Origin of the sequence: Synechocystis salina LEGE 00031 (assembly GCF_015207985.1) — a bacterium.
Classification (GTDB): domain Bacteria; phylum Cyanobacteriota; class Cyanobacteriia; order Cyanobacteriales; family Microcystaceae; genus Synechocystis; species Synechocystis salina.
In genome coordinates, this window is the sequence record NZ_JADEVV010000002.1 from 80,803 (window position 1) to 99,512 (window position 18,710).

The following is an 18,710-nucleotide window of genomic DNA, read 5'->3' on the forward strand; positions in this document are numbered from 1 at the left end:
GTGATTGCCCCCAGTGGCGCTCACTCCCTTTTCCTTATCATGGCGATCGCCCCCCAAATTAATGACAGAAGCCAAAGCCCCCGCTGAAAAGAAAGCTAAACCCCCCGCAGTAGAAGATAAGCCCTTCACCGAATTCATCCAGCAAGATTTTCTCCCCGCCCTCCAAAGTGCCCTCGGTAAAATTGGTCTGGGTCAGGTGTCCCTCGATTTTAACCAAAAACCCCTAGCCATCCCCGGCGCCGACAACACTGCCTACTGGCAAGTACAAGGCACCTGGAGCGGCGATCGCCAGATTGCGAAACAATTCAGCCTCTATTTCTTCCAAGAAGACATCAAAGGACCCAAAGGCTTTGCCTACAGCGTCGATAATCGTCCCCCCAGCACCCTGGAGTCCTTTATGATTGACGAGCGCAAAGTCACCCTTGATTTGATGGTGCTCTACATCCTACAGCGGTTAAATGGCCAAAAATGGTTAGGGGGCAACTAGCCCAGGCATAGTCACCACCCATTATGGGGGATACCACCAAGCATAATGATTAGATATTTGGCTGTCAGTGCGGAAATCAATATCGATAAACTTCCTGCAGAGCCAGAATCAGCCCTAGGTAACCTAGCCATCACCACCTTGGTGGAGAATCTGATCATTCTGCTATTGGTGGCTACCTTAGTAGCCCTGGTGGCCCGCTGGCTCAAGATTCCCTACGTGGTCGGTTTAGTGCTGGCGGGTTTGGCCATCCCCCGTCACCTTTCCATTGGTCTGAACCCCGAATTAATTTTCAACCTATTCCTGCCCATTCTCATTTTTGAGGCGGCCATTAACACCGACATTAGCCGCCTGCGTAGCACCATTAAACCCATTGCCCTATTGGCGGGGCCGGGGGTGGTGCTTTCCTCGGCAATTACTGCAGTGTTATTGAAGATAGGGCTTGGTTTAGCCTGGATTACCGCCGCTGGGGTCAGCGTGATCTTGACTATCACCGACACCGTTTCCGTCATTGCTGCTTTTCGGACAGTGCCCGTGCCCCGACGTTTAGCCACCATTGTGGAAGGGGAAAGCTTACTTAATGACGGGGTGGCCATGGTGCTGCTCAGTGTCATTACCACCATCCATGTCCAGGGAACCTTCACCCCAGGGCAAGGCATTAGGCAAATGTTTATTGCCTTTGTGGGGGGCGGTTTGCTGGGGCTGGGACTTGGTTACCTGTGCGTCGGCCTGTTCCGTCAGCTAGACGACGATCTGAGCGACATTCTGCTGACGGTGTCCGTATCCCTAGGAACCTTTCAAATTGGTCAAATTTTGGGAGTTTCCAGTGCGATCGCCGTGGTGGTGGCGGGGTTAGTAATCGGCAACCTAGCCTTCAAGGAAACCTCCGCTTCCATTAAAGTTACCCTGTTAAGCTTCTGGCAATATGCCGGTTTTGGCGTCAACACCCTGATTTTTCTCTTGGTGGGCATTGAAGTCTATCCCCGCATTCTATTGGCCACCATTCCCGCCGCCCTAATTGCCATTGTGGCCTACCAAATTGGCCGCATTTTTTCCATTTATCCCCTCCTTTATCTACTCCGCTTCTTTGACCGGCCTTTGCCCCTGCGCTGGCAACATGTGCTAATCGCCGGCAATGTTAAAGGTTCTCTTTCCATGGCCCTAGCCTTGGCCCTGCCCCTCACTTTACCGGGAAGGGAGCAGGTGGTTACCTTAGTCTTTAGCACTGTGATGGTTTCCCTAATTGGGCAAGGTTTAAGTCTGCCTTGGGTGGTGAAAAAATTACAATTGAGCAAACCGTCTCCCCTGGCCGAAAAAATTGCTGTGCTCCAGCTAAATTTAGTTACGGCCAAGGCGGCCCAAGGGGAATTAAAATATCTGTTGGAAACGGGCAGTTTACCTAAGTTTTTGTACGAAGAATTATTCGCCGATTACCAAGCTCGCATTGCCAATTCTGAGCAAGAATTAAGAAATTTTTATAACCAAAGAAATTTAATTTTTTCCGAGGGTGAGGTAGAAAAAGAATACATTGATGGTCTATACCGTCGTCTCTACATAGCAGAAAAAAGCGCCATTAATGATGCCTTAGCGAAGGGAATATTAGCCGATGACATCAGTAATGAATATTTACAGGTGTTGAATGAAAAACTTTTAGCTCTGCAGGATGATTGATCGGTATAATTGTAAAAATGATGATGTTTAGTCTGCTTTTAAGAAGCCTTCCTAATGCTCCAATGTTTAGGAAAACTAAGTAAAATTTGCCTCGTATGATCAGAGCTTTAGCGGATCAGTTCAAGAAGCAAACTAAAACTTTGCCAACAGGCTCTTAGGAGCTGATGTATAGTGGAAAAAGGTAAGCGCTATGGGAGTTGGATGTTAATGAACTTTTTAGTAATTTGTCAAAAATTTTTCGTCCATAATCTATTCCCATGGAAGGCGATCGCCGGGGTCCAGAGGGAAAAAGCAAAGCCCCTGGGCCGCTGGCAACCCTTAGTTCAAGCTGGCTTACTAGTTGCCACTTTCATCCTGGCCCTTGTCACCTTCACTAGCTCTAGCCTCGCCCTAGACTATAACCGGGGCAACCTGGTGGGGGCGGATTTTTCCCATCAAGATCTACATGGTTCCATCTTTGACCATGCCAATTTACGGGGCGCAGATTTCACCGGAGCTAATCTGCAGGGAGCACGGTTTTTTTCCGCCAACATGGACGGTGCCATTTTAGAGGGAGCGGACGCCCGGGGAGTGGATTTTGAGTCCGCCCGTTTGACCCATGCCAATCTCCGCAATGCCCGTTTGGAGGGTTCCTTTGGCACCAATACTAAGTTCGGTGAAGTGGACATTGAAGGGGCAGACCTAACGGACATTATTTTAAGACCCGACACGGAAGAATATCTTTGCGGGCTAGCAAAGGGGACTAACCCAGCCACGGGCAGGCAAACCAAGGACACTCTTTTCTGTCCTTAGATTTGCTTAATTTCAGTCATTACCAGGAAAGGGTTTTGGTGTCATCTTGGAATAAAGCTTCTCCAGTTAGGGCCGGATTACCGACTTTGATTCCCTCCAGCAGATCGCTTTCGCTAATTCCATACTTTTTCATGCAGGCTGGACAAGCGATAACCAGGCCGCCCTTTTTCATAATGGCCCGGAGAGTTGCTTGTTGTTCTTGGTACTGATCGGCTTTGGCCTTGGAAGCGAGTAAGATGCCCTGGTCATTGAGAAAAATGGTTAGGGGATGTCCACGTTCCAATTGAGCTTGGGAAAAACCGATCGCCATGGTGCTACGGTGAGCTTGATCGGTGGTGAGATTGATGAATAGGGGATCTTCGTTGCCAGCTAAAACGGGCAAACTCAGAGGAACGGCGGTAAGAAAAACACTGGCCACAAAGGCGATTGCTTTCATCGGGGTCTTTCAGGATAACGAACAGAACAATTAGCTTATTTTAGGTTTATCGTTAATAAATTACCCCAGACAGCCTGTCAAACATTAGATTAGATTTGTCTGCGATTTGATGGCTGTTAAAAAACAGTAAAATCTGGAGTTAATTGACCCCGTGGATCACTTTATGGCGGGGAGATGGGGCGGAGTTTCAGATTTTATTGACATCTCCTTATTTGTACTAGTGTCTTCATTGGCTGGTAGGGCAACGGCGATCGCCGCAAAGACTTTACCGACAGGGATGAGCTTGATGCCAGCGGATTCAATCCCAGTTTGACCTTTAGGGACAATGGCTTTTTTAAAACCGAGCTTAGCCGCTTCCTTTAAACGAATTTCTAGCTGGGAAATGGGGCGAATTTGGCCCCCTAAACCAATTTCCCCCAAAATAATCATGGTTGGATCCACCACCCGGTCCCGAAAACTGGCCACCAGGGCGATCGCCATGGCCAAATCCACCGCCGGCTCTTCCACCTCCAGACCCCCCGCCACGGACAGGTAAGCATCTAATTTGGAAAGGGGCACCCCCAGACGTTTTTCCAGTACGGCAAGAACTTGCAAAAGGCGATTGTAATCCACCCCTGTAGTTGATCGTCGGGGGGAAGCATAACTGGTGGGACTAACCAAGGCCTGTAACTCCACCACCAGGGGTCTAGTTCCTTCACAGGCCACCGTAATGGCAGTGCCGGACATAAATTCTTCCCGACTGCCCAAAAACAATTGGGACGGATTGAGCACTTCCTGCAGCCCCGACTGCACCATTTCAAAAATGCCAATTTCTTGGGTCGCACCAAAACGATTTTTAACAGATCTGAGTAAACGATGGGACGCAAACCGATCGCCCTGGAAATATAACACCGTGTCCACCAAATGCTCCAGCACCTTTGGCCCGGCGATCGCCCCTTCTTTTGTGACATGGCCCACAATAAATAAACTAATGTGATCCCGTTTGGCCAATTGCATTAACAAACCTGTACATTCCCGCACTTGGGAAACGGAACCAGGGGCTGAACTAAGGGCTGGAAAATATAAATTTTGAATACTGTCAATAATGGCCACCTGGGGTTGCAGGGCTTCCAATTCCCGTAAAATATCCTCCAAATTAGTTTCTGGTAAAACAAACAAATTACCGTCATGGGGGAGGTTTGCCTCTGCCATTTTGCTGTCACTAGCGTTGACAGTTTGGGTAATACCTAAACGGGTGGCCCGGAGCTTAATTTGTTGTCCCGATTCTTCCGCTGAAACGTATAAAATCCTGGGTAAACGGGTGGCTAACTGGAAAGCCACTTGCAGTAACAAAGTCGATTTGCCAATGCCCGGATCTCCCCCAATTAAAATTAACGCCCCAGGCACAATGCCTCCCCCCAAAACCCGGTCTAACTCCCCATAGCCAGAGGGAAAACGCCCTTGATTTTCCTGCCGAATTTGAGAAAACGTTAAAGCCGCCTGGGGTTGACCTGTTTTGACCCTGGCAGAGCCGGATTTTTGCGCCCCTAAACTGCGGCGATTGGTACCGCTAGAAACGGCATTGACCACCTCTTCCTGGAGAGTGCCGTACTCATGGCATTTAGGACAACGGCCAAACCATTGGGCATGGTCGGCTCCACAGGCAGAGCAAACAAACTTTGTCCGGGCTTTAGCCATGGGTGCCAAGGAGAATAAACGTAGGGCCTATCTTGACCTGATCAGCCTCAATGGAGCAAGAAAAAGCCACTGACCCATTCAAATCCCGTCAGGGGGAAATCAATGTAGCCAATGGCCCTAATAACTCAAACCATCAAACAGTGAGCAATGTTATAGCTATTTACTCGGTTAAAAAAGATGCCACCTTAGCTGGCTTTGAACTTACCGGGGTTTTCCACATCGGTGCGGGTCCAATCACAGGTGAAACCCTTGGTTTCCGGTACGAACTGGTTCCAGGGGATGGGATCAACGGGGCCTTCACTAGACCAAACAATGGTGAACTGACCTTCGTCATTGACTTCCCCAATGCGGACAGTTTTGGAAATGTGGTGGTTGGGTTGCATGGTCACCATGCCTTCTGGGGCATCAAAGGTTTGACCGATCGCCGCCGCCCGGACTTTTTCTAGCCCTTCGGGGGTTTCCCCTACATCGCCGGCCGCTTCCACCGCTGCTTTCCAGAGGTAAACGGAAATATAGGCCGCTTCCATGGGGTCATTGGTCACCCGGTCTTCGCCATACTTGGCTTTAAAGGCCGCTACAAACTTCTGGTTTGCGGGGGTATCCACGCTTTGGAAATAGTTCCAAGAAGCATACTGACCGAGCAGATACTCCTTACCGATTTGCCGTACTTCCTCTTCCGCCACACTCACGGACATAACCGGATATTTGTCGGGGGTCAAACCAGCGGCTTGGATCTGTTTGAAGAAGGCAACGTTACTGTCCCCATTAAGGGTGTTGAAAATTACGCCACCATCGGGCAGGGCTTCCCGGATTTTGGTGATGATGGGGGTAACTTCGGTGTTGCCCAGGGGCAGGTAATCTTCCCCAAGGGTTTCGCCACCTTTGGCCTTTAACTGCTCTTTAATGATGGTGTTGGCAGTGCGGGGGAAAACGTAATCGGAACCCACCAGGAAGAACTTATTCCCCTTGTTTTCCAACAGCCAATCCACCGCCGGTTCAATTTGTTGGTTGGGGGCAGCACCGGTGTAGAAAATGTTTTTCGAACATTCCTGACCTTCGTACTGCACCGGGTACCAAAGCATGTGGTTTTTAGCTTCAAATACGGGCAGTACCGCTTTACGGCTAGCAGAAGTCCAACAACCAAAGACGTTAACTACCTTGTCTTGGTCAATCAACTTCGCTGCTTTTTCCGCAAAGGTGGGCCAATCGGAAGCACCATCTTCTTTGATGGCTTCAATGGGCCTACCCAAAACTCCACCGGCCGCATTAATTTCCTCGATCGCCAGTTCCGCCGCTTCCACTACGGTGGTTTCACTGATGGCCATGGTGCCACTGAGGGAGTGGAGTAAACCAACTTTGACTGGTTCCCCGGTGGGGGCCGTTCCTTCGGTGGGGGTGCCGGTGGGTTCAGTGGTCGGTTCTGTCCCACCACCACAGGCTTTGAGCAATAGACTGGCGCCTAGGGTTGCTGATCCATACAGCAAAAATTTACGTCTTCCAAAAGGGTTAGTCATACGCGAAAAATTATTACCTCGTAAGGATTCTAAATATGCTTGTTGGCTGGTGGAGAGGAGTTAATTGGGCGGAAACAGTGCTCTTAAAAAGTTTTTATCCGCAGTTTATTTAGGTCAACAAGGGAAGGTATTTCCGAGAGTAGGTTCGCCGGAAACAAATAAGACCCCATACTACGAGCAGGTTAAGAAACAATTATGTAGCATAGGATACAGTCTTTCCCGGACTAAACGTATTTTTGGCCCGTTTTGCTCCCATTGTCAGGGAGGTTTGGCATTGGAACCGTTCAAAGGGAACAATCTTGATTATTGGCGATGATCGCCGGAAGATGGCAGACGATGGAGGGCCAGAAAAGTCGCTTCCCACACGAGGCGGGGTTGGACGTAGGCGGCCAGATACTGACGGGCTTTCTCCAAAATTTCTAGCCATTGCCGTTGGCCGTAGCTCTGCCAGTAGTGGTATTGCAGATAGTCCACCAACCAAAGTTGGGTGCCATTGTCGAGGTTACTGTCCACCAGTTTGGCTAAATCAAAGGCTGCCAGGGGATCGGCAGGGGGCTGAATTAACTTTTGCCGCAGTTCAGTGGGGATACTCTGCATCTGTTCCCAAGCTTCAAACAGAATGCCAGGACTGCCCTGGGCGATCGCCAACAGTTCAGGGTGATTAAGGATTTCCTGACGGCCTAGCCTTTGCAAAATTTTGGCCATGTCATCTTCCCCCAAACGATAAAAGGGAATGCGCTGGCAACGGGAAACAATGGTGGGTAGGAGGACATCGACGCTGGGGGCCAGCAGGATCAAAGTGGCCCGCCCCGGCTCCTCCAAGGTTTTTAGTAAAGCATTGGCCGCCCCTTCATTCATGGCTTGGGCTTCTTCAATCAGGATGACGGCTCTGTCCGCTTCCAAGGGAGGACGGCTGAGGAAACGGTTAATTTCTCGAATTTGTTCGACCCTGATCAGGGGAGCGGCCCGTCGTTTGAGCCCAGCTTGCTCGGCTTCGGGGGCGGTTAATAGTTTGCCCTGATGTTGAAAAGTTGGCTCTATTTTCAGGAGGTCAGGGTGATTGCCGGCAAAAAAACGTTCCTGGCGATTGGGTTGAGCTTCCCATCCCATTAATAAGGTTTCCCCAAAAGCCTTAGCAGCCAAACTTTTGCCTACCCCATCGGGGCCCACCAACAAATAGGCCGGGGCAATGCGCTCCTGGGCGATCGCCTGGTGTAGTAAGGCAATGGCTTGGTCTTGGCCAAGGATGGATTGGAAGCGATTCATGGCCCTGCCCAACTTTGTTAACCTAAACAAGATTAATACTTAACTTTCCCTGCTGTTTTAACTATTCCATGCCCGAGTCTTTGCTTCTGCCCGCTGGCCTCTTTTCCCTCTCCCTGGCGATCGCTGCCGGATTATATTTATTCACCGCCCGGGGCTATCAATCATCCGATTCCGTGGCCAACGCCTATGACCAATGGACGGAGGACGGCATTTTGGAATATTACTGGGGCGACCATATCCACCTCGGCCATTATGGTAATCCCCCGGTAACCAAGGATTTTATCCAGTCAAAAATTGATTTTGTCCACGCCATGGCCCGGTGGGGAAGCCTAGATAAGTTAGCCCCTGGAACTACCGTATTGGACGTGGGTTGTGGCATTGGCGGCAGTAGTCGGATTTTGGCTCAAGATTACAATTTCAACGTTACGGGCATCACCATTAGCCCCCAACAGGTTAAGCGAGCCACAGAATTAACTCCCCCCGACGTAACAGCCAAGTTTGCGGTGGACGATGCCATGGCCTTGTCTTTCCCCGACGCTAGCTTTGACGTGGTGTGGTCAGTGGAAGCGGGGCCCCACATGCCCGATAAAGCCGTCTTTGCGAAGGAATTACTGCGGGTACTCAAGCCGGGGGGAATTTTGGTAGTGGCGGATTGGAATCAGCGGGACGATCGCCAAGTGCCCCTCAATTTCTGGGAAAAACCGGTGATGCGGCAATTGTTGGATCAATGGTCCCACCCAGCCTTTGCCAGCATTGAAGGTTTTGCAGAAAATCTGGAAGCCACTGGGTTAGTAGAGGGCCAGGTCACCACCGCCGATTGGACTGTCCCCACCCTCCCCGCCTGGTTGGACACCATTTGGCAGGGCATTATCCGGCCCCAGGGCTGGTTGCAATATGGCTTGCCTGGGTTTGTCAAATCGGTGCGGGAAGTACCCACTATTTTGTTAATGCGCCTTGCCTTTGGCACAGGACTTTGTCGCTTTGGCATGTTTAAGGCGGTGCGGAAAGATGTTACTAAGGCTTAAAGAACTATGCCATGGCCACGGATCTGTTTTTAGGGTTACTGTTGGGGAGTATCTTAATTTTTTGCTTAGCAGCCCTAAGAGCGTGTTTGGAAAGTTTTATTCTGCCCCCTAAATCTCCTTCGGCAATACTGAGGGACTTTCGCTCAGTTTCCCCCCAAATTTGGGGGGCCGGGGGGGCTTTTAAAACAGGCCCTAAGCTAATTAACTAATACCCACAGCTCAACTAACCATATTGCCACTATGATTCCCGGCGAAATCATCACCCCCGAAGGTTACCTCGAACTGAATGCTGGCCGCCCTACCTGCACCATCAACGTGGCCAACACCGGCGATCGCCCCATTCAAGTCGGTTCCCATTACCATTTCTACGAAGTTAATGCCGCTTTGCAATTTGACCGGGATTTAGCCAGGGGCATGCGGTTGGATATTCCCGCAGGAACGGCGGTGCGCTTTGAACCAGGGGACGAAAAAACCGTTAACTTGGTGGCCTATGCTGGCAGTCGGGAAGTCTATGGTTTCAATGGCCTGGTGAACGGCCCTTTGGATTGAAGAGAATTAGCCAAAAAGTTAGGCTTAGATGTCAGATTAACCCTGGCGATCGCCGCCTATTTTTGTTGACTGGTAAATTTTTGCATCGCTTCTAACGGCGAAGACATCATTACACACTCTTCTAGTAGGGCAATATCCAAATTTGGAAGCAGTTGGCTTTTGGAAACCGTTTGGTAGCGATCGCCATCCAGGAAATAGATGGAAAACTTTTTATCTTGCCACATCCAGACTTCGCCAATGCCAAGCCGTTGATATTTTTCCAGTTTTTTGGCACTGCCACTGCTGACATTAACTTCAATGGCCAGATCGGGATGGGCTTTTTTTTCACCGAGGTAATAGGACTCATCCGGCTCGAAAGACACTGATTCATCCTTGGATTCGCGGGTGGCACTACCCACCGGAATAAATTCAATTTCCCGTTGCCAGAAATAAATACCCAACAAAATGGCAATCATACTTTTGATTGATTCGTGGTATTCCCCCAGGGTCATGAACTCAATTACTCCGTCTAGATAGACAATCCTTAGCCCTGGCTGTTGTTCCATCACCGCTTGAATCGCCTTAAAAGCTTCCCAACTGTGACGACCGGGCAGCACAAGGGTTTGATCTTGGGTAGGGATCGGTGCAGAACTGGTGATGGTCATGGGAACAGGCCCTGCTCTGGATGGCACAAATGCAATATTTTCTATGTTACAAAAAGCCGGGGAAAACATCCTTGCCCCATTGGTTGGAATGCCAATGTCTGACGATGGTTGCCGCCAAATAGTAAAATTAAGCGGTTGTTTGGAGAATTGGCCCTGTGATCGAACGTTACACCCTGCCTGAAATGGGCAAAATTTGGACGGATACCTACAAGCTACAAACCTGGCTAGACGTGGAAATTGCCGTCTGTGAAGCCCAGGCGGAGTTGGGTTACATCCCTCAATCGGCGGTGGACGAAATCAAGGCCAAAGCCAAATTTGATCCCCAACGGGTGTTGGAAATTGAGGCGGAAGTACGTCACGATGTCATCGCCTTTTTGACCAATGTCAACGAGTATGTGGGAGATGCGGGGCGTTATATCCACTTGGGGTTAACCAGTTCCGATGTGTTGGACACAGCCTTAGCACTGCAGTTGGTGGCTAGCCTCGACCTGATTTTGGAGCAGTTGGAAAAACTAATTCAGGCTATTCGTTACCAAGCCCAACAACATCGTTACACCGTCATGGTGGGTCGTTCCCATGGCATTCACGCTGAACCCATCACCTTTGGTTTTAAATTGGCCGGTTGGTTGGCGGAAGTACTAAGAAATCGGGATCGTTTGGTGCGGGTAGCCCAATCCATTGCGGTGGGGAAAATTTCCGGTGCCGTGGGTACCTATGCCAACATTGACCCCAAAGTGGAGGCGATCGCCTGTCAAAAATTAGGATTGGAACCGGACACTGCTTCCACCCAAGTTATTTCCCGGGACCGCCATGCGGAATACGTACAACAGTTGGCTTTGCTAGCCGCCTCCCTAGAACGGTTTGCTGTGGAAATCCGTAACCTGCAACGTACCGATGTGTTGGAAGTGGAGGAATATTTTTCCAAGGGTCAGAAGGGTTCCTCCGCCATGCCCCACAAGCGCAACCCCATCCGTTCAGAACGGTTAACAGGAATGGCCCGCCTAGTCCGGGGCCATGCAGTGGCGGCCCTGGAAAATGTCGCCCTCTGGCATGAACGGGATATTTCCCACAGTTCCGTGGAGCGGGTGGCCTTTCCCGACTGCTGTATTCTCACCCATTTCATGTTGAAGGAAACCACCGATTTGGTGAAAAATTTGCTGGTCTACCCCGAAAATATGAAACGCAATATGAACGTTTACGGCGGGGTGATTTTCAGCCAAAAAGTTCTGTTGGCCCTGGTGGAAAAGGGCATGAATCGGGAGGAAGCTTACCGTGTCGTGCAAGGTTCCGCCCACCAAGCTTGGAATACGGAAGGGGGAGATTTTGAAAAGTTAATCCGGGCCGATGGCCAGGTAACCACCCTGCTTTCCCCGGAGGAAATTGACCAATGCTTCGACCCCCAACAACATTTGAGTAACCTGGCGGAAATTTATAGCCGTTTGGATATTTAGTTATAAGTTTGAATATGTCTTTCTGTTTGGTTGTGACCCATAGTCACCGACAGTTCCTGGTCCATCTTCAACTTGTTAATGTTGGGCTGACCAACACCCACACCTTTACCTAAAATTCTATAAATTCTATGACCCCCAAATTAATCATCCATGGTGGTGCCAGTTCCCTCGACGATAAGGGGGGCTTAGCCACTGTGCGCCAATCTCTGCATCAAATTGTGGCGGCGGTGTATGAAACGTTAACAGCGGGGGGCAGTGCCCTGGAAGCAGTGGTGCAGGGTTGTGAACTGCTGGAAAATAATCCCCGTTTCAATGCTGGAACTGGATCCGTGCTCCAGTCCGATGGCCAGGTGCGCATGAGTGCTTCTTTAATGGACGGCGATCGCCAGAATTTTAGTGGGGTGATTAATGTTTCCCGCATTAAAAACCCGATCCAGATGGCCCAGTTTTTGCAGGGTCAAACGGACCGGATTTTGTCTGACTATGGCGCAGCGGATTTGGCCAGGGAAATGCAACTACCCATCTACGATCCTGCCACTGACTTTCGCATTCAGGAATGGATGGAGGAACGGGGGGAAGATGTGCGTAAAAAAATGGCTCGGTTAATTGCCGATCCTACCGCAGGCATTGAAGCCAGAAAAGGCACGATCGGGGTGGTCGCCCTAGACAGCAACGGAAAAATCGCGGCGGGCACTTCCACTGGGGGCAAGGGGTTAGAGCGCATTGGCCGGGTGAGTGATTCCGCTATGCCGGCGGGGAACTATGCCACCCGTTTTGCTGGGGTTAGTTGCACCGGAGTGGGAGAAGACATCATCAATGAGTGTTTGGCGGCCAAGGTGGTAATCCGGGTCAAAGACGGCCAAGATTTAGCCCAGGCCATGGAAAAATCCATCGCCGAAGCTTTGGACAATAATACTGACCTAGGGGCGATCGCCTTGGATCATCAGGGCCATATTGCTTGGGGAAAAACCTGTCCCGTCCTCTTGGCGGCCTATCACACCGGCACGGCGATCGGAGACACCTTGGAGTTAACCGATGGGGACCACCACGGCAACATTTAATCCCTATCCCGATTAAAAATCACAATACACTCCTGAATTTGGTAGATATTTTTATTATTATTACCTCATATTTTTTCAAAATAACTAAATTTAAATATCTCGTTAATTTATGTTTTTTTAAGAGTGAGAATCTTCCCTTCTTACTATCGCTATTCTATCTTCCCTTTTTTGGTAGTGTTATTTATTATGACCATAACTCATCACATTCGAGAATCAAACCATTAAGACAAGACGTTAGACCACTTGTTTCAAAAGAGATTGAGCGATAAAACTTATTAACATAATTCTGCAACCACTTAATTGATATTCCTAGCATTCTCAACAGACCCCTGAGAGATATTCGATCTAGAAGACCTCGTTCAATGTATTCAATTTCTTGCTTGCTTATGTAATGTTTGATAGGGGTTTTCACAAACTGCCTGCCGCATTTCTTGCATAAATACTTTCGTTTTTTATTGTGGATGCTGCCATTCTTCGAAATATGCAATGAACCCCACGATGGCAGGAAGAACATTTACCTTTATCGTGATTACTCATAGCTCAATCAGTCAATTCAATGGTGTAAGTTTATATGATTTTTACTATGGGTAAATTTTATGGGAAAGTGATATGAATAGTCCAGAAGCTCTACTCCTATCATGATTGCCATCTATTTTAGACTTTCACTACATAGATAACACCACCGTTGAATGGATTGAGTTTTTCTATAACCGCCAACGATTACATTCAACCATTGGTTTTCTTTCCCCATCTCAATTTGAGGATAATTTTTACCTCTACCCACAACCACCTGTCCCCGCTTAACTTCCCTCTCCATTTCTTCGAGGTAAGGTCAATATAGGCTTGTTGATTAAGGTGAGCGCCTATCTGATGGTGTTACGTTTGCAATCTCAAAAAGCTTTTAAGAATTTGTCAATTGTGCAACTCCTACGCAAAATCAGGCTAGAGGTTGATCCAGGGCAATCGCATAGACCCTGAATTTCTTACTTTTGAAAAGATTTCTGTATCAGTTTGACACCACCACCCCTCTTGTTGACTTTGTTCTCAACATTATTGACAATCTTTATGGTTTATTGACAAGACGCGATTGCTCTGAAGGTTGATCTAGATTATTTCATCAATCAGCATTTTCATGCACTGGTTGGCGGAACTTAGCTTATAAGCTGGTCTTCGGAAATATTGGGAATTATCAGAAGAAACTGGTAGATGTGCTGCAAATCATGCTGGCTCTGCATTTCAAGCATCACTAACATGAAAATCACTACCGTTCCCGCTCCCATTCTCCCAAGGCATATCAGGTAGCATTCTTCTTTACGTTACGTTACATTGAATGTAAAGATTTGTAATTCTGATGAGTCTAGTTGTGTGGTGTCTGGAATCACAGCAAGGTACAAAGGACTTTCATAATCAAATTTTTTAACTCAATTTGTTGTTCATCAAATTTTTTGCTGTTTTATGACTTTACTTTCTTTAGTCACATCGCTACTCAAGCCGAGCCTACAACAAGACATCAAGTTTCACCTGGTTTGGACCGTGCTTCGAGTCGTGGTCGGTCTCATGATGATTCACAACGGCTTGGATAAGCTCGCTGACATTGAAGGGTTTTCCCGGGCCTATGTCGAAGTCATTGGACTTCCTTTCCCTATTTTCTTCAGCTACCTTGCGGCCTTTACAGAATTAGCCGCAGCTCCTCTGGTCGCGATTGGTTTATTAACCCGTCCGGCGGCATTAGCTCTGTTTAGCACAATGGCAGTGGCAATGTATCATCATGTTCTAGTCGCGGGACTCAGCATTCCTTACCTAGAATTGTCGGCAATTTATGCGTCTTGTTTCCTTTTTTTCGCTGTCAATGGTGCCGGGCTACTCTCACTGGATGCATTAATTGTCAATAAAATCGACGCAGCTGCCCTCGTGCCGATTACAACTAAGCGGACTTCGTTGGAAAATGCCTATGCTGCTGATGATACGATACGGTTAAGGTAGGCGAAAGTGCGCGCTAGAAGACACATTGCTGAAGTAATCTAGTCCATCTTACTTTTCCAATCAGGGTCAGAATCTGCCAAAATCTTTGGGGGGGATACAAATACAAGTAAGGGAGAAAAATCAACAGATAAGGAAGCAGAAATTAATGAACTGTTTCGGCAAATAGGTAAATTGAAGGTAGAAAAGGATTTTCTAGCCGACAGATCAGCAAGACTTGGCTTGCCGGGCCATTTTAGAAACCCTCAAAGATCTAGAACAGCAAGGTTACCAATTTGAAGCAGAGGAAGCCAGCTTTGAACTGCTGATGCGCCAGGCCATGGGCGATCGCCAACCCCTATTTTTAGTGCAAGATTTCCAAGTACATTGGAAACTGCTCACCCCAGCGGAAAACCCCGCTTACCGTAATGCTTTAGCCACGGTGAAAGTAACTGTCAATGGGCAAAATATCCTGGAAGTGGCGGAAGGCAATGGCCCTGTGTCAGCCCTAGACCAAGCTCTGCGTAAAGCCTTGACCCGTTTTTATCCCCAAATTGCCGATTTTCACCTCACCGATTACAAGGTAAGGATTTTAGATGGGGGGGGCGGCACATCGGCCAAAACCCGTGTGCTAGTGGAATCCAGCAATGGCGATCGCCGTTGGACCACTGTGGGCGTATCGGGCAATATTTTGGAAGCATCCTAACAGGCGGTGGTAAAAGGTATTGAATACGGCCTGCGCTTGCTAACCTGTGGCCTGACTAATCAAGAGGTAATCTCCACTTGATATTCCTTGCTTAATCCTAACTCAATAACGCAGTAGTTAGTAATTACAAAATTCAGATAGCTACAATTATCAATTGTGTGGTGAGCCAGGGCCCTCCGGTCTTGGTTGACCATCAATATAGGTGGCTAAATCCCAAGCTTCTTGCTCCGTTAATGCTCCGTCAAATTGATAGGGCATATTGCCGTGGATAAATTCCGCTAGGGTATTAATCCTAGCCATCCCTGCTTGGCGATTGAAAGAATGGTCTCCCCACAGGGCCGGGCGATAATAGGTATCACTGCCATAGCGACCCTGCCCCAATGCACCATGGCAAAAAGCACATTTTTGTTCAAAAATTGCCTGGCCCAGCTTTGGATTCCCTGCCAGTTTGGCGATCGGAGGGTAAGGAGTTTTGGGTAAATCTATGTTCAGTACCTGGGCCTGTTCATCCAACCACTGCATATAACTGATAAAAGCTTGGAAATCGGGATTATCAGCGGTAATGGGCAGAGGTTTGCCGTTCAGACTATGCTCAAAACAAAGATTGATTCTTTTTTGTAAATGGTCAGTTCCTGGGTATTGATATTTCTTCATCATCCCAAACCAAGAAGAAGCCTTAGGATTAGCCCCGGCATTTAAATGACAACTGGCACAATGGAGCTTGGCGATGGGCACAAATTCCGGTATTTGCTCATAGGTTTGGGTTGATAGTTGATAACCCCGCAGAATGCTATTCCAATGCTGATTGTCCCAAGTGGTTATTGGTTTGTTGGGGGGAGAAACAACTTGGGGATCAATTTGAATCGGGAGGGCGTCAGCAAAGGTAAAACTAAAATCTGCCGAGGCAAATTTTTTCACATTGCTGCTGCGGGCAATGGAATGGCAACCCATACAGGAAGAGGTGTCCTGGATATAGGTTTCTAAGGTTGTATTGCCCAGTAAAGCCGGTAGAACGTGAAAAACGGTATCAGGACTTTTATCCGTCGGTGGTTTGGGAGTGGCCCATTGGGCATTGATTAACTGGTAATGGCTCCAAACAGAATTCCCCAGTCCTTGTTGCACAAGGCGATTGAGCTCCGCAATGTTATCCACCGCCTGAGTGGGTTGACTGCAATCAGGATTTTGCGAGGGAATGGGGATTCTGCGGGTAACTTGATTAGGAATGCCTGGTTCTGTTTGTTGATTAGTTAGGCAATTGACACACCGATCGCCATGGAGGGAAAAGACTGTATTCGCGGACGCGCTGTGATCCAAGCCGGGGACATTGTCCACTTGTTCATAGGTGGACCAAATCCACTGGGGTGCACTGGGGGTTTTATACATAATGTGGAATCCCACCAAACCCACCTGGCGTAGTTGATATTCCTTGGTGGTTAAATTTTGCACATAGGCCGGCACTGTGTGGAAACGGCTAGATTCTTCTGGGTTAATTTCCCGCCAAGCAGCCTTAATCAAAATAGAGCCATCGGGGGCATTGATTTTAGGCAAAAGAGTCTGTTGTTCTGGGTTATAAAGCTCATTTTCCACCACATAATCAAACAACACCTTATTCATGCGAATTTCGTAACGTACCACGTTGCCCCACTGATCAGTCAAAGTTCCCGGCAGGGCCCCATCCGCTTTAGTGGGTTGAAAGTCGTCGTTAAGCACTTCATCAACCTTACTTTGGCGAAAGAGAATTTTGGTTGTCCTGTCACCAACTAAGTCATTAGGTAAGGGTTCATTACTATTCCATGGCTTTGGTGCAACTCCATTGGGTAAATAAACTTCACTGGTTTCTTTCCAGGTTTCCCACACCCTCGGCCCTGGGGCGTTGATAGCCAAATTTTTGTTCGCCACCCCCCGATCTCCGACCATGGCGGGCCAATTAAGGGCAATGAATTCTTGCCAGGCAAAGGTATCCACCGCCCGTTGTACAACATTGAAATTGGTTTGCTTAAGTTCCCCTTCCACGTCTGCCGGCAACTGCCAACTAATAGTAAGGGGAGATAATTTGGCATTACAAACCCCAGGCAAAGGGATAGTGGGAACGATTTTAGAGCTGACTGGAATTACCAGAAAAAAAAACAGCACAAAAATAATCACAACTAGGGCATAAGCCATAATTCTTCCTATTTTCATGCCATTATTCTCCCTTGGTATTTATAAATAATTATTTTTGAGTTGGTAGAGAAAAAGTTGTGTCTTGCACTGGTAATTGTTTGGTTAATTCTGGTGAAATTTGGAAAGTATTTCCTAACACCGAGCTAGGATTGCTGGCTAACCAATTACTTAGATCAATACTCTGGTAATCCCCATCATTGAAAACCACTAAAATATCCAACGATTTTTGGGAACTGTTGCGGAGGGCATGGCCATAACCCTTGGGCACATAACCCACGTCCCCCTGCTGGAGACGACTCACACTGGCTTTACCCTCGGAAGCAAAAACCGTCAAATCCATTTCGCCATCGAGAATATATTGCCACTCGTCTGCGTTGGGATGCCAATGGAGCTGACGCATGGCCCCCGGTTCTAAATGAATTAAAGCACCGGTCATGTTAAAACTGCCGGGAAATTCCTTAGCGCTGGCGAGTCTTAATTCATTACCACCCAAGGAAACTAGGGGTTGTTGCCCCAAGAGATTATGGGTGTGGGGAACTTCAATTTTGGCCGTTTGCCCCTGGGGAGTCGCACTGGCCAAGGGGCCAGGAGCCGGGCCATAGGATGAAATATATACCTGTTTTTTGGGCAATTGTTCCACCTGGGCCGCCGTCCAACCTAAATTTTCTTCCACCCAGGCGATCGGGGTGTGGGAAAGCCAATCGGTAACGCTAAAGGTTGCCCCTTCGGAAAAGGTGCCATCGTTGAACACCAACAAAAATTTGGCAGTGCCGGGACCAATCCCCTCAATGCTGTGGCCCCAACCCCGGGGAAAATACCAGAGTCCCCCTTTATCTACGTTGGCAATTTCCACTTTGCCCTCGGGACTGGTGAGGGTAATGCGGGTGCGGCCTTCCATGACATAGGCCCATTCTGCGGCGTTGGCGTGCCAGTGTAATTCCCTAATGGCCCCCGGCTCTAAGCTCATATAAACCCCCGCCATGCCTTTACTGACGGGAAAGTTATAGGTTCCCACCTGCTTAGTGGTGCCGCCGTCATAAAGAACTAGGGGTGTTTTGTTAAAAGCATAGCTAAAAGCTGGTAAATTCTTACCCCAAACCACATTGGAGAGCGATCGCCATTGTTGAGTTTGGGCAATAGTGGGGGAAAAAATCCCCAGACAAGTTACCAACAAAACACTCAATGCTACCCACAAAAACCGCCGCCTCAGCTTTCCCATTATCGAATCAACCATAGTGATGCTGGAATGGTCACAATCCAGTGATAAAAATTGTCTTTATCTGGAAAATAAACGAGGATTGTGGGGACGGTA

16 protein-coding genes and 1 pseudogene are annotated in these 18,710 nt (G+C 48.4%); 9 read left to right on the forward strand and 8 right to left on the reverse strand.

Annotated features, from left to right (window positions below; genetic code table 11):
- Positions 1-13: 13 nt before the first annotated feature.
- The 3 genes from IQ217_RS01110 to IQ217_RS01120 all read left to right on the forward strand — a co-directional run bounded on the left by IQ217_RS01110 (position 14) and on the right by IQ217_RS01120 (position 2,947).
- Positions 14-487 (forward strand): DUF2996 domain-containing protein, encoded by a 474-nt coding sequence (locus tag IQ217_RS01110; RefSeq protein WP_338116520.1) that lies wholly within the window; start codon positions 14-16, stop codon positions 485-487.
- 45 nt (positions 488-532) lie between these two features.
- A complete protein-coding gene (locus tag IQ217_RS01115) occupies positions 533-2,155 on the forward strand; it encodes a cation:proton antiporter (RefSeq protein ID WP_194018606.1) in 1,623 nt (540 codons plus the stop codon).
- A gap of 207 nt (positions 2,156-2,362) precedes the next feature.
- A complete protein-coding gene (locus IQ217_RS01120; protein WP_228023900.1) occupies positions 2,363-2,947 on the forward strand; it encodes a pentapeptide repeat-containing protein in 585 nt (194 codons plus the stop codon).
- A gap of 19 nt (positions 2,948-2,966) precedes the next feature.
- On the opposite strand, the gene IQ217_RS01125 is transcribed toward IQ217_RS01120, so the two are convergent.
- From IQ217_RS01125 to IQ217_RS01140, 4 genes are all read right to left on the reverse strand, one after another.
- Positions 2,967-3,383, reverse strand: a complete 417-nt coding sequence (locus IQ217_RS01125) for a DsrE family protein (protein ID WP_194018607.1) — start codon at positions 3,381-3,383, stop codon at positions 2,967-2,969.
- A gap of 156 nt (positions 3,384-3,539) precedes the next feature.
- Positions 3,540-5,060, reverse strand: coding sequence for a DNA repair protein RadA (gene radA / locus IQ217_RS01130; protein ID WP_194018608.1), 1,521 nt, complete (start codon positions 5,058-5,060; stop codon positions 3,540-3,542).
- 185 nt (positions 5,061-5,245) lie between these two features.
- Complete coding sequence (urtA, locus tag IQ217_RS01135; RefSeq protein ID WP_190599318.1) at positions 5,246-6,574, reverse strand: urea ABC transporter substrate-binding protein; 1,329 nt, start codon at positions 6,572-6,574, stop codon at positions 5,246-5,248.
- A 303-nt stretch (positions 6,575-6,877) separates the two neighbouring features.
- Positions 6,878-7,840 (reverse strand): DNA polymerase III subunit delta', encoded by a 963-nt coding sequence (locus tag IQ217_RS01140; RefSeq protein ID WP_194018609.1) that lies wholly within the window; start codon positions 7,838-7,840, stop codon positions 6,878-6,880.
- Between the two features lie 68 nt (positions 7,841-7,908).
- Between IQ217_RS01140 and IQ217_RS01145 the strand changes: the two genes are divergently transcribed.
- Complete coding sequence (locus IQ217_RS01145; RefSeq protein ID WP_194018610.1) at positions 7,909-8,865, forward strand: methyltransferase domain-containing protein; 957 nt, start codon at positions 7,909-7,911, stop codon at positions 8,863-8,865.
- A gap of 231 nt (positions 8,866-9,096) precedes the next feature.
- Positions 9,097-9,414 (forward strand): urease subunit beta, encoded by a 318-nt coding sequence (gene ureB, locus IQ217_RS01150; protein ID WP_338116522.1) that lies wholly within the window; start codon positions 9,097-9,099, stop codon positions 9,412-9,414.
- Positions 9,415-9,470: 56 nt separating this feature from the next.
- Here the strand turns inward: ureB and IQ217_RS01155 are convergent, their stop codons facing one another.
- On the reverse strand, positions 9,471-10,058 hold the full coding sequence (locus IQ217_RS01155; RefSeq protein ID WP_194018612.1) for a Uma2 family endonuclease: 588 nt from the start codon (positions 10,056-10,058) through the stop codon (positions 9,471-9,473).
- A 155-nt stretch (positions 10,059-10,213) separates the two neighbouring features.
- On the opposite strand from IQ217_RS01155, the gene purB reads away from it, so the two are divergent.
- Positions 10,214-11,509 (forward strand): adenylosuccinate lyase, encoded by a 1,296-nt coding sequence (gene purB / locus IQ217_RS01160; protein WP_190599322.1) that lies wholly within the window; start codon positions 10,214-10,216, stop codon positions 11,507-11,509.
- Between the two features lie 128 nt (positions 11,510-11,637).
- Positions 11,638-12,570 carry an isoaspartyl peptidase/L-asparaginase gene (locus IQ217_RS01165; protein ID WP_190599323.1) on the forward strand — a complete coding sequence of 311 codons (933 nt, stop codon included), beginning with the start codon at positions 11,638-11,640 and terminating at the stop codon, positions 12,568-12,570.
- A 184-nt stretch (positions 12,571-12,754) separates the two neighbouring features.
- Here IQ217_RS01165 and IQ217_RS19440 read toward each other — a convergent pair whose 3' ends face one another.
- Positions 12,755-13,084, reverse strand: coding sequence for an IS1/IS1595 family N-terminal zinc-binding domain-containing protein (locus IQ217_RS19440; RefSeq protein ID WP_420826657.1), 330 nt, complete (start codon positions 13,082-13,084; stop codon positions 12,755-12,757).
- 941 nt (positions 13,085-14,025) lie between these two features.
- On the opposite strand from IQ217_RS19440, the gene IQ217_RS01170 reads away from it, so the two are divergent.
- Positions 14,026-14,553, forward strand: a complete 528-nt coding sequence (locus IQ217_RS01170) for a DoxX family protein (RefSeq protein WP_194018613.1) — start codon at positions 14,026-14,028, stop codon at positions 14,551-14,553.
- Positions 14,554-14,755: 202 nt separating this feature from the next.
- Positions 14,756-15,316, forward strand: a pseudogene (locus IQ217_RS01175) (alpha-isopropylmalate synthase regulatory domain-containing protein); the annotation flags it as partial.
- A 69-nt stretch (positions 15,317-15,385) separates the two neighbouring features.
- Here IQ217_RS01175 and IQ217_RS01180 read toward each other — a convergent pair.
- Together IQ217_RS01180 and IQ217_RS01185 are read right to left on the reverse strand one after the other, a co-directional pair.
- Positions 15,386-17,398: a c-type cytochrome gene (locus IQ217_RS01180; RefSeq protein ID WP_228023901.1), complete on the reverse strand. Its 2,013-nt coding sequence runs from the start codon at positions 17,396-17,398 to the stop codon at positions 15,386-15,388.
- A 49-nt stretch (positions 17,399-17,447) separates the two neighbouring features.
- Positions 17,448-18,632, reverse strand: coding sequence for a cupin domain-containing protein (locus IQ217_RS01185; protein ID WP_194018615.1), 1,185 nt, complete (start codon positions 18,630-18,632; stop codon positions 17,448-17,450).
- Positions 18,633-18,710: the final 78 nt, after the last annotated feature.

What these genes read in the sequence shown, in the direction of transcription:
- IQ217_RS01115 (WP_194018606.1), top strand. Translation starts at nt 533, where the DNA reads ATGATTAGATATTTGGCTGTCAGTGCGGAAATCAATATCGATAAACTT.
- IQ217_RS01120 (WP_228023900.1), top strand. Translation starts at nt 2,363, where the DNA reads ATGAACTTTTTAGTAATTTGTCAAAAATTTTTCGTCCATAATCTATTC.
- IQ217_RS01125 (WP_194018607.1), bottom strand. Translation starts at nt 3,383, where the DNA reads ATGAAAGCAATCGCCTTTGTGGCCAGTGTTTTTCTTACCGCCGTTCCT.
- radA (WP_194018608.1), bottom strand. Translation starts at nt 5,060, where the DNA reads ATGGCTAAAGCCCGGACAAAGTTTGTTTGCTCTGCCTGTGGAGCCGAC.
- urtA (WP_190599318.1), bottom strand. Translation starts at nt 6,574, where the DNA reads ATGACTAACCCTTTTGGAAGACGTAAATTTTTGCTGTATGGATCAGCA.
- IQ217_RS01140 (WP_194018609.1), bottom strand. Translation starts at nt 7,840, where the DNA reads ATGAATCGCTTCCAATCCATCCTTGGCCAAGACCAAGCCATTGCCTTA.
- IQ217_RS01145 (WP_194018610.1), top strand. Translation starts at nt 7,909, where the DNA reads ATGCCCGAGTCTTTGCTTCTGCCCGCTGGCCTCTTTTCCCTCTCCCTG.
- IQ217_RS01155 (WP_194018612.1), bottom strand. Translation starts at nt 10,058, where the DNA reads ATGACCATCACCAGTTCTGCACCGATCCCTACCCAAGATCAAACCCTT.
- IQ217_RS01165 (WP_190599323.1), top strand. Translation starts at nt 11,638, where the DNA reads ATGACCCCCAAATTAATCATCCATGGTGGTGCCAGTTCCCTCGACGAT.
- IQ217_RS19440 (WP_420826657.1), bottom strand. Translation starts at nt 13,084, where the DNA reads ATGTTCTTCCTGCCATCGTGGGGTTCATTGCATATTTCGAAGAATGGC.
- IQ217_RS01170 (WP_194018613.1), top strand. Translation starts at nt 14,026, where the DNA reads ATGACTTTACTTTCTTTAGTCACATCGCTACTCAAGCCGAGCCTACAA.
- IQ217_RS01180 (WP_228023901.1), bottom strand. Translation starts at nt 17,398, where the DNA reads ATGGCTTATGCCCTAGTTGTGATTATTTTTGTGCTGTTTTTTTTTCTG.
- IQ217_RS01185 (WP_194018615.1), bottom strand. Translation starts at nt 18,632, where the DNA reads ATGGTTGATTCGATAATGGGAAAGCTGAGGCGGCGGTTTTTGTGGGTA.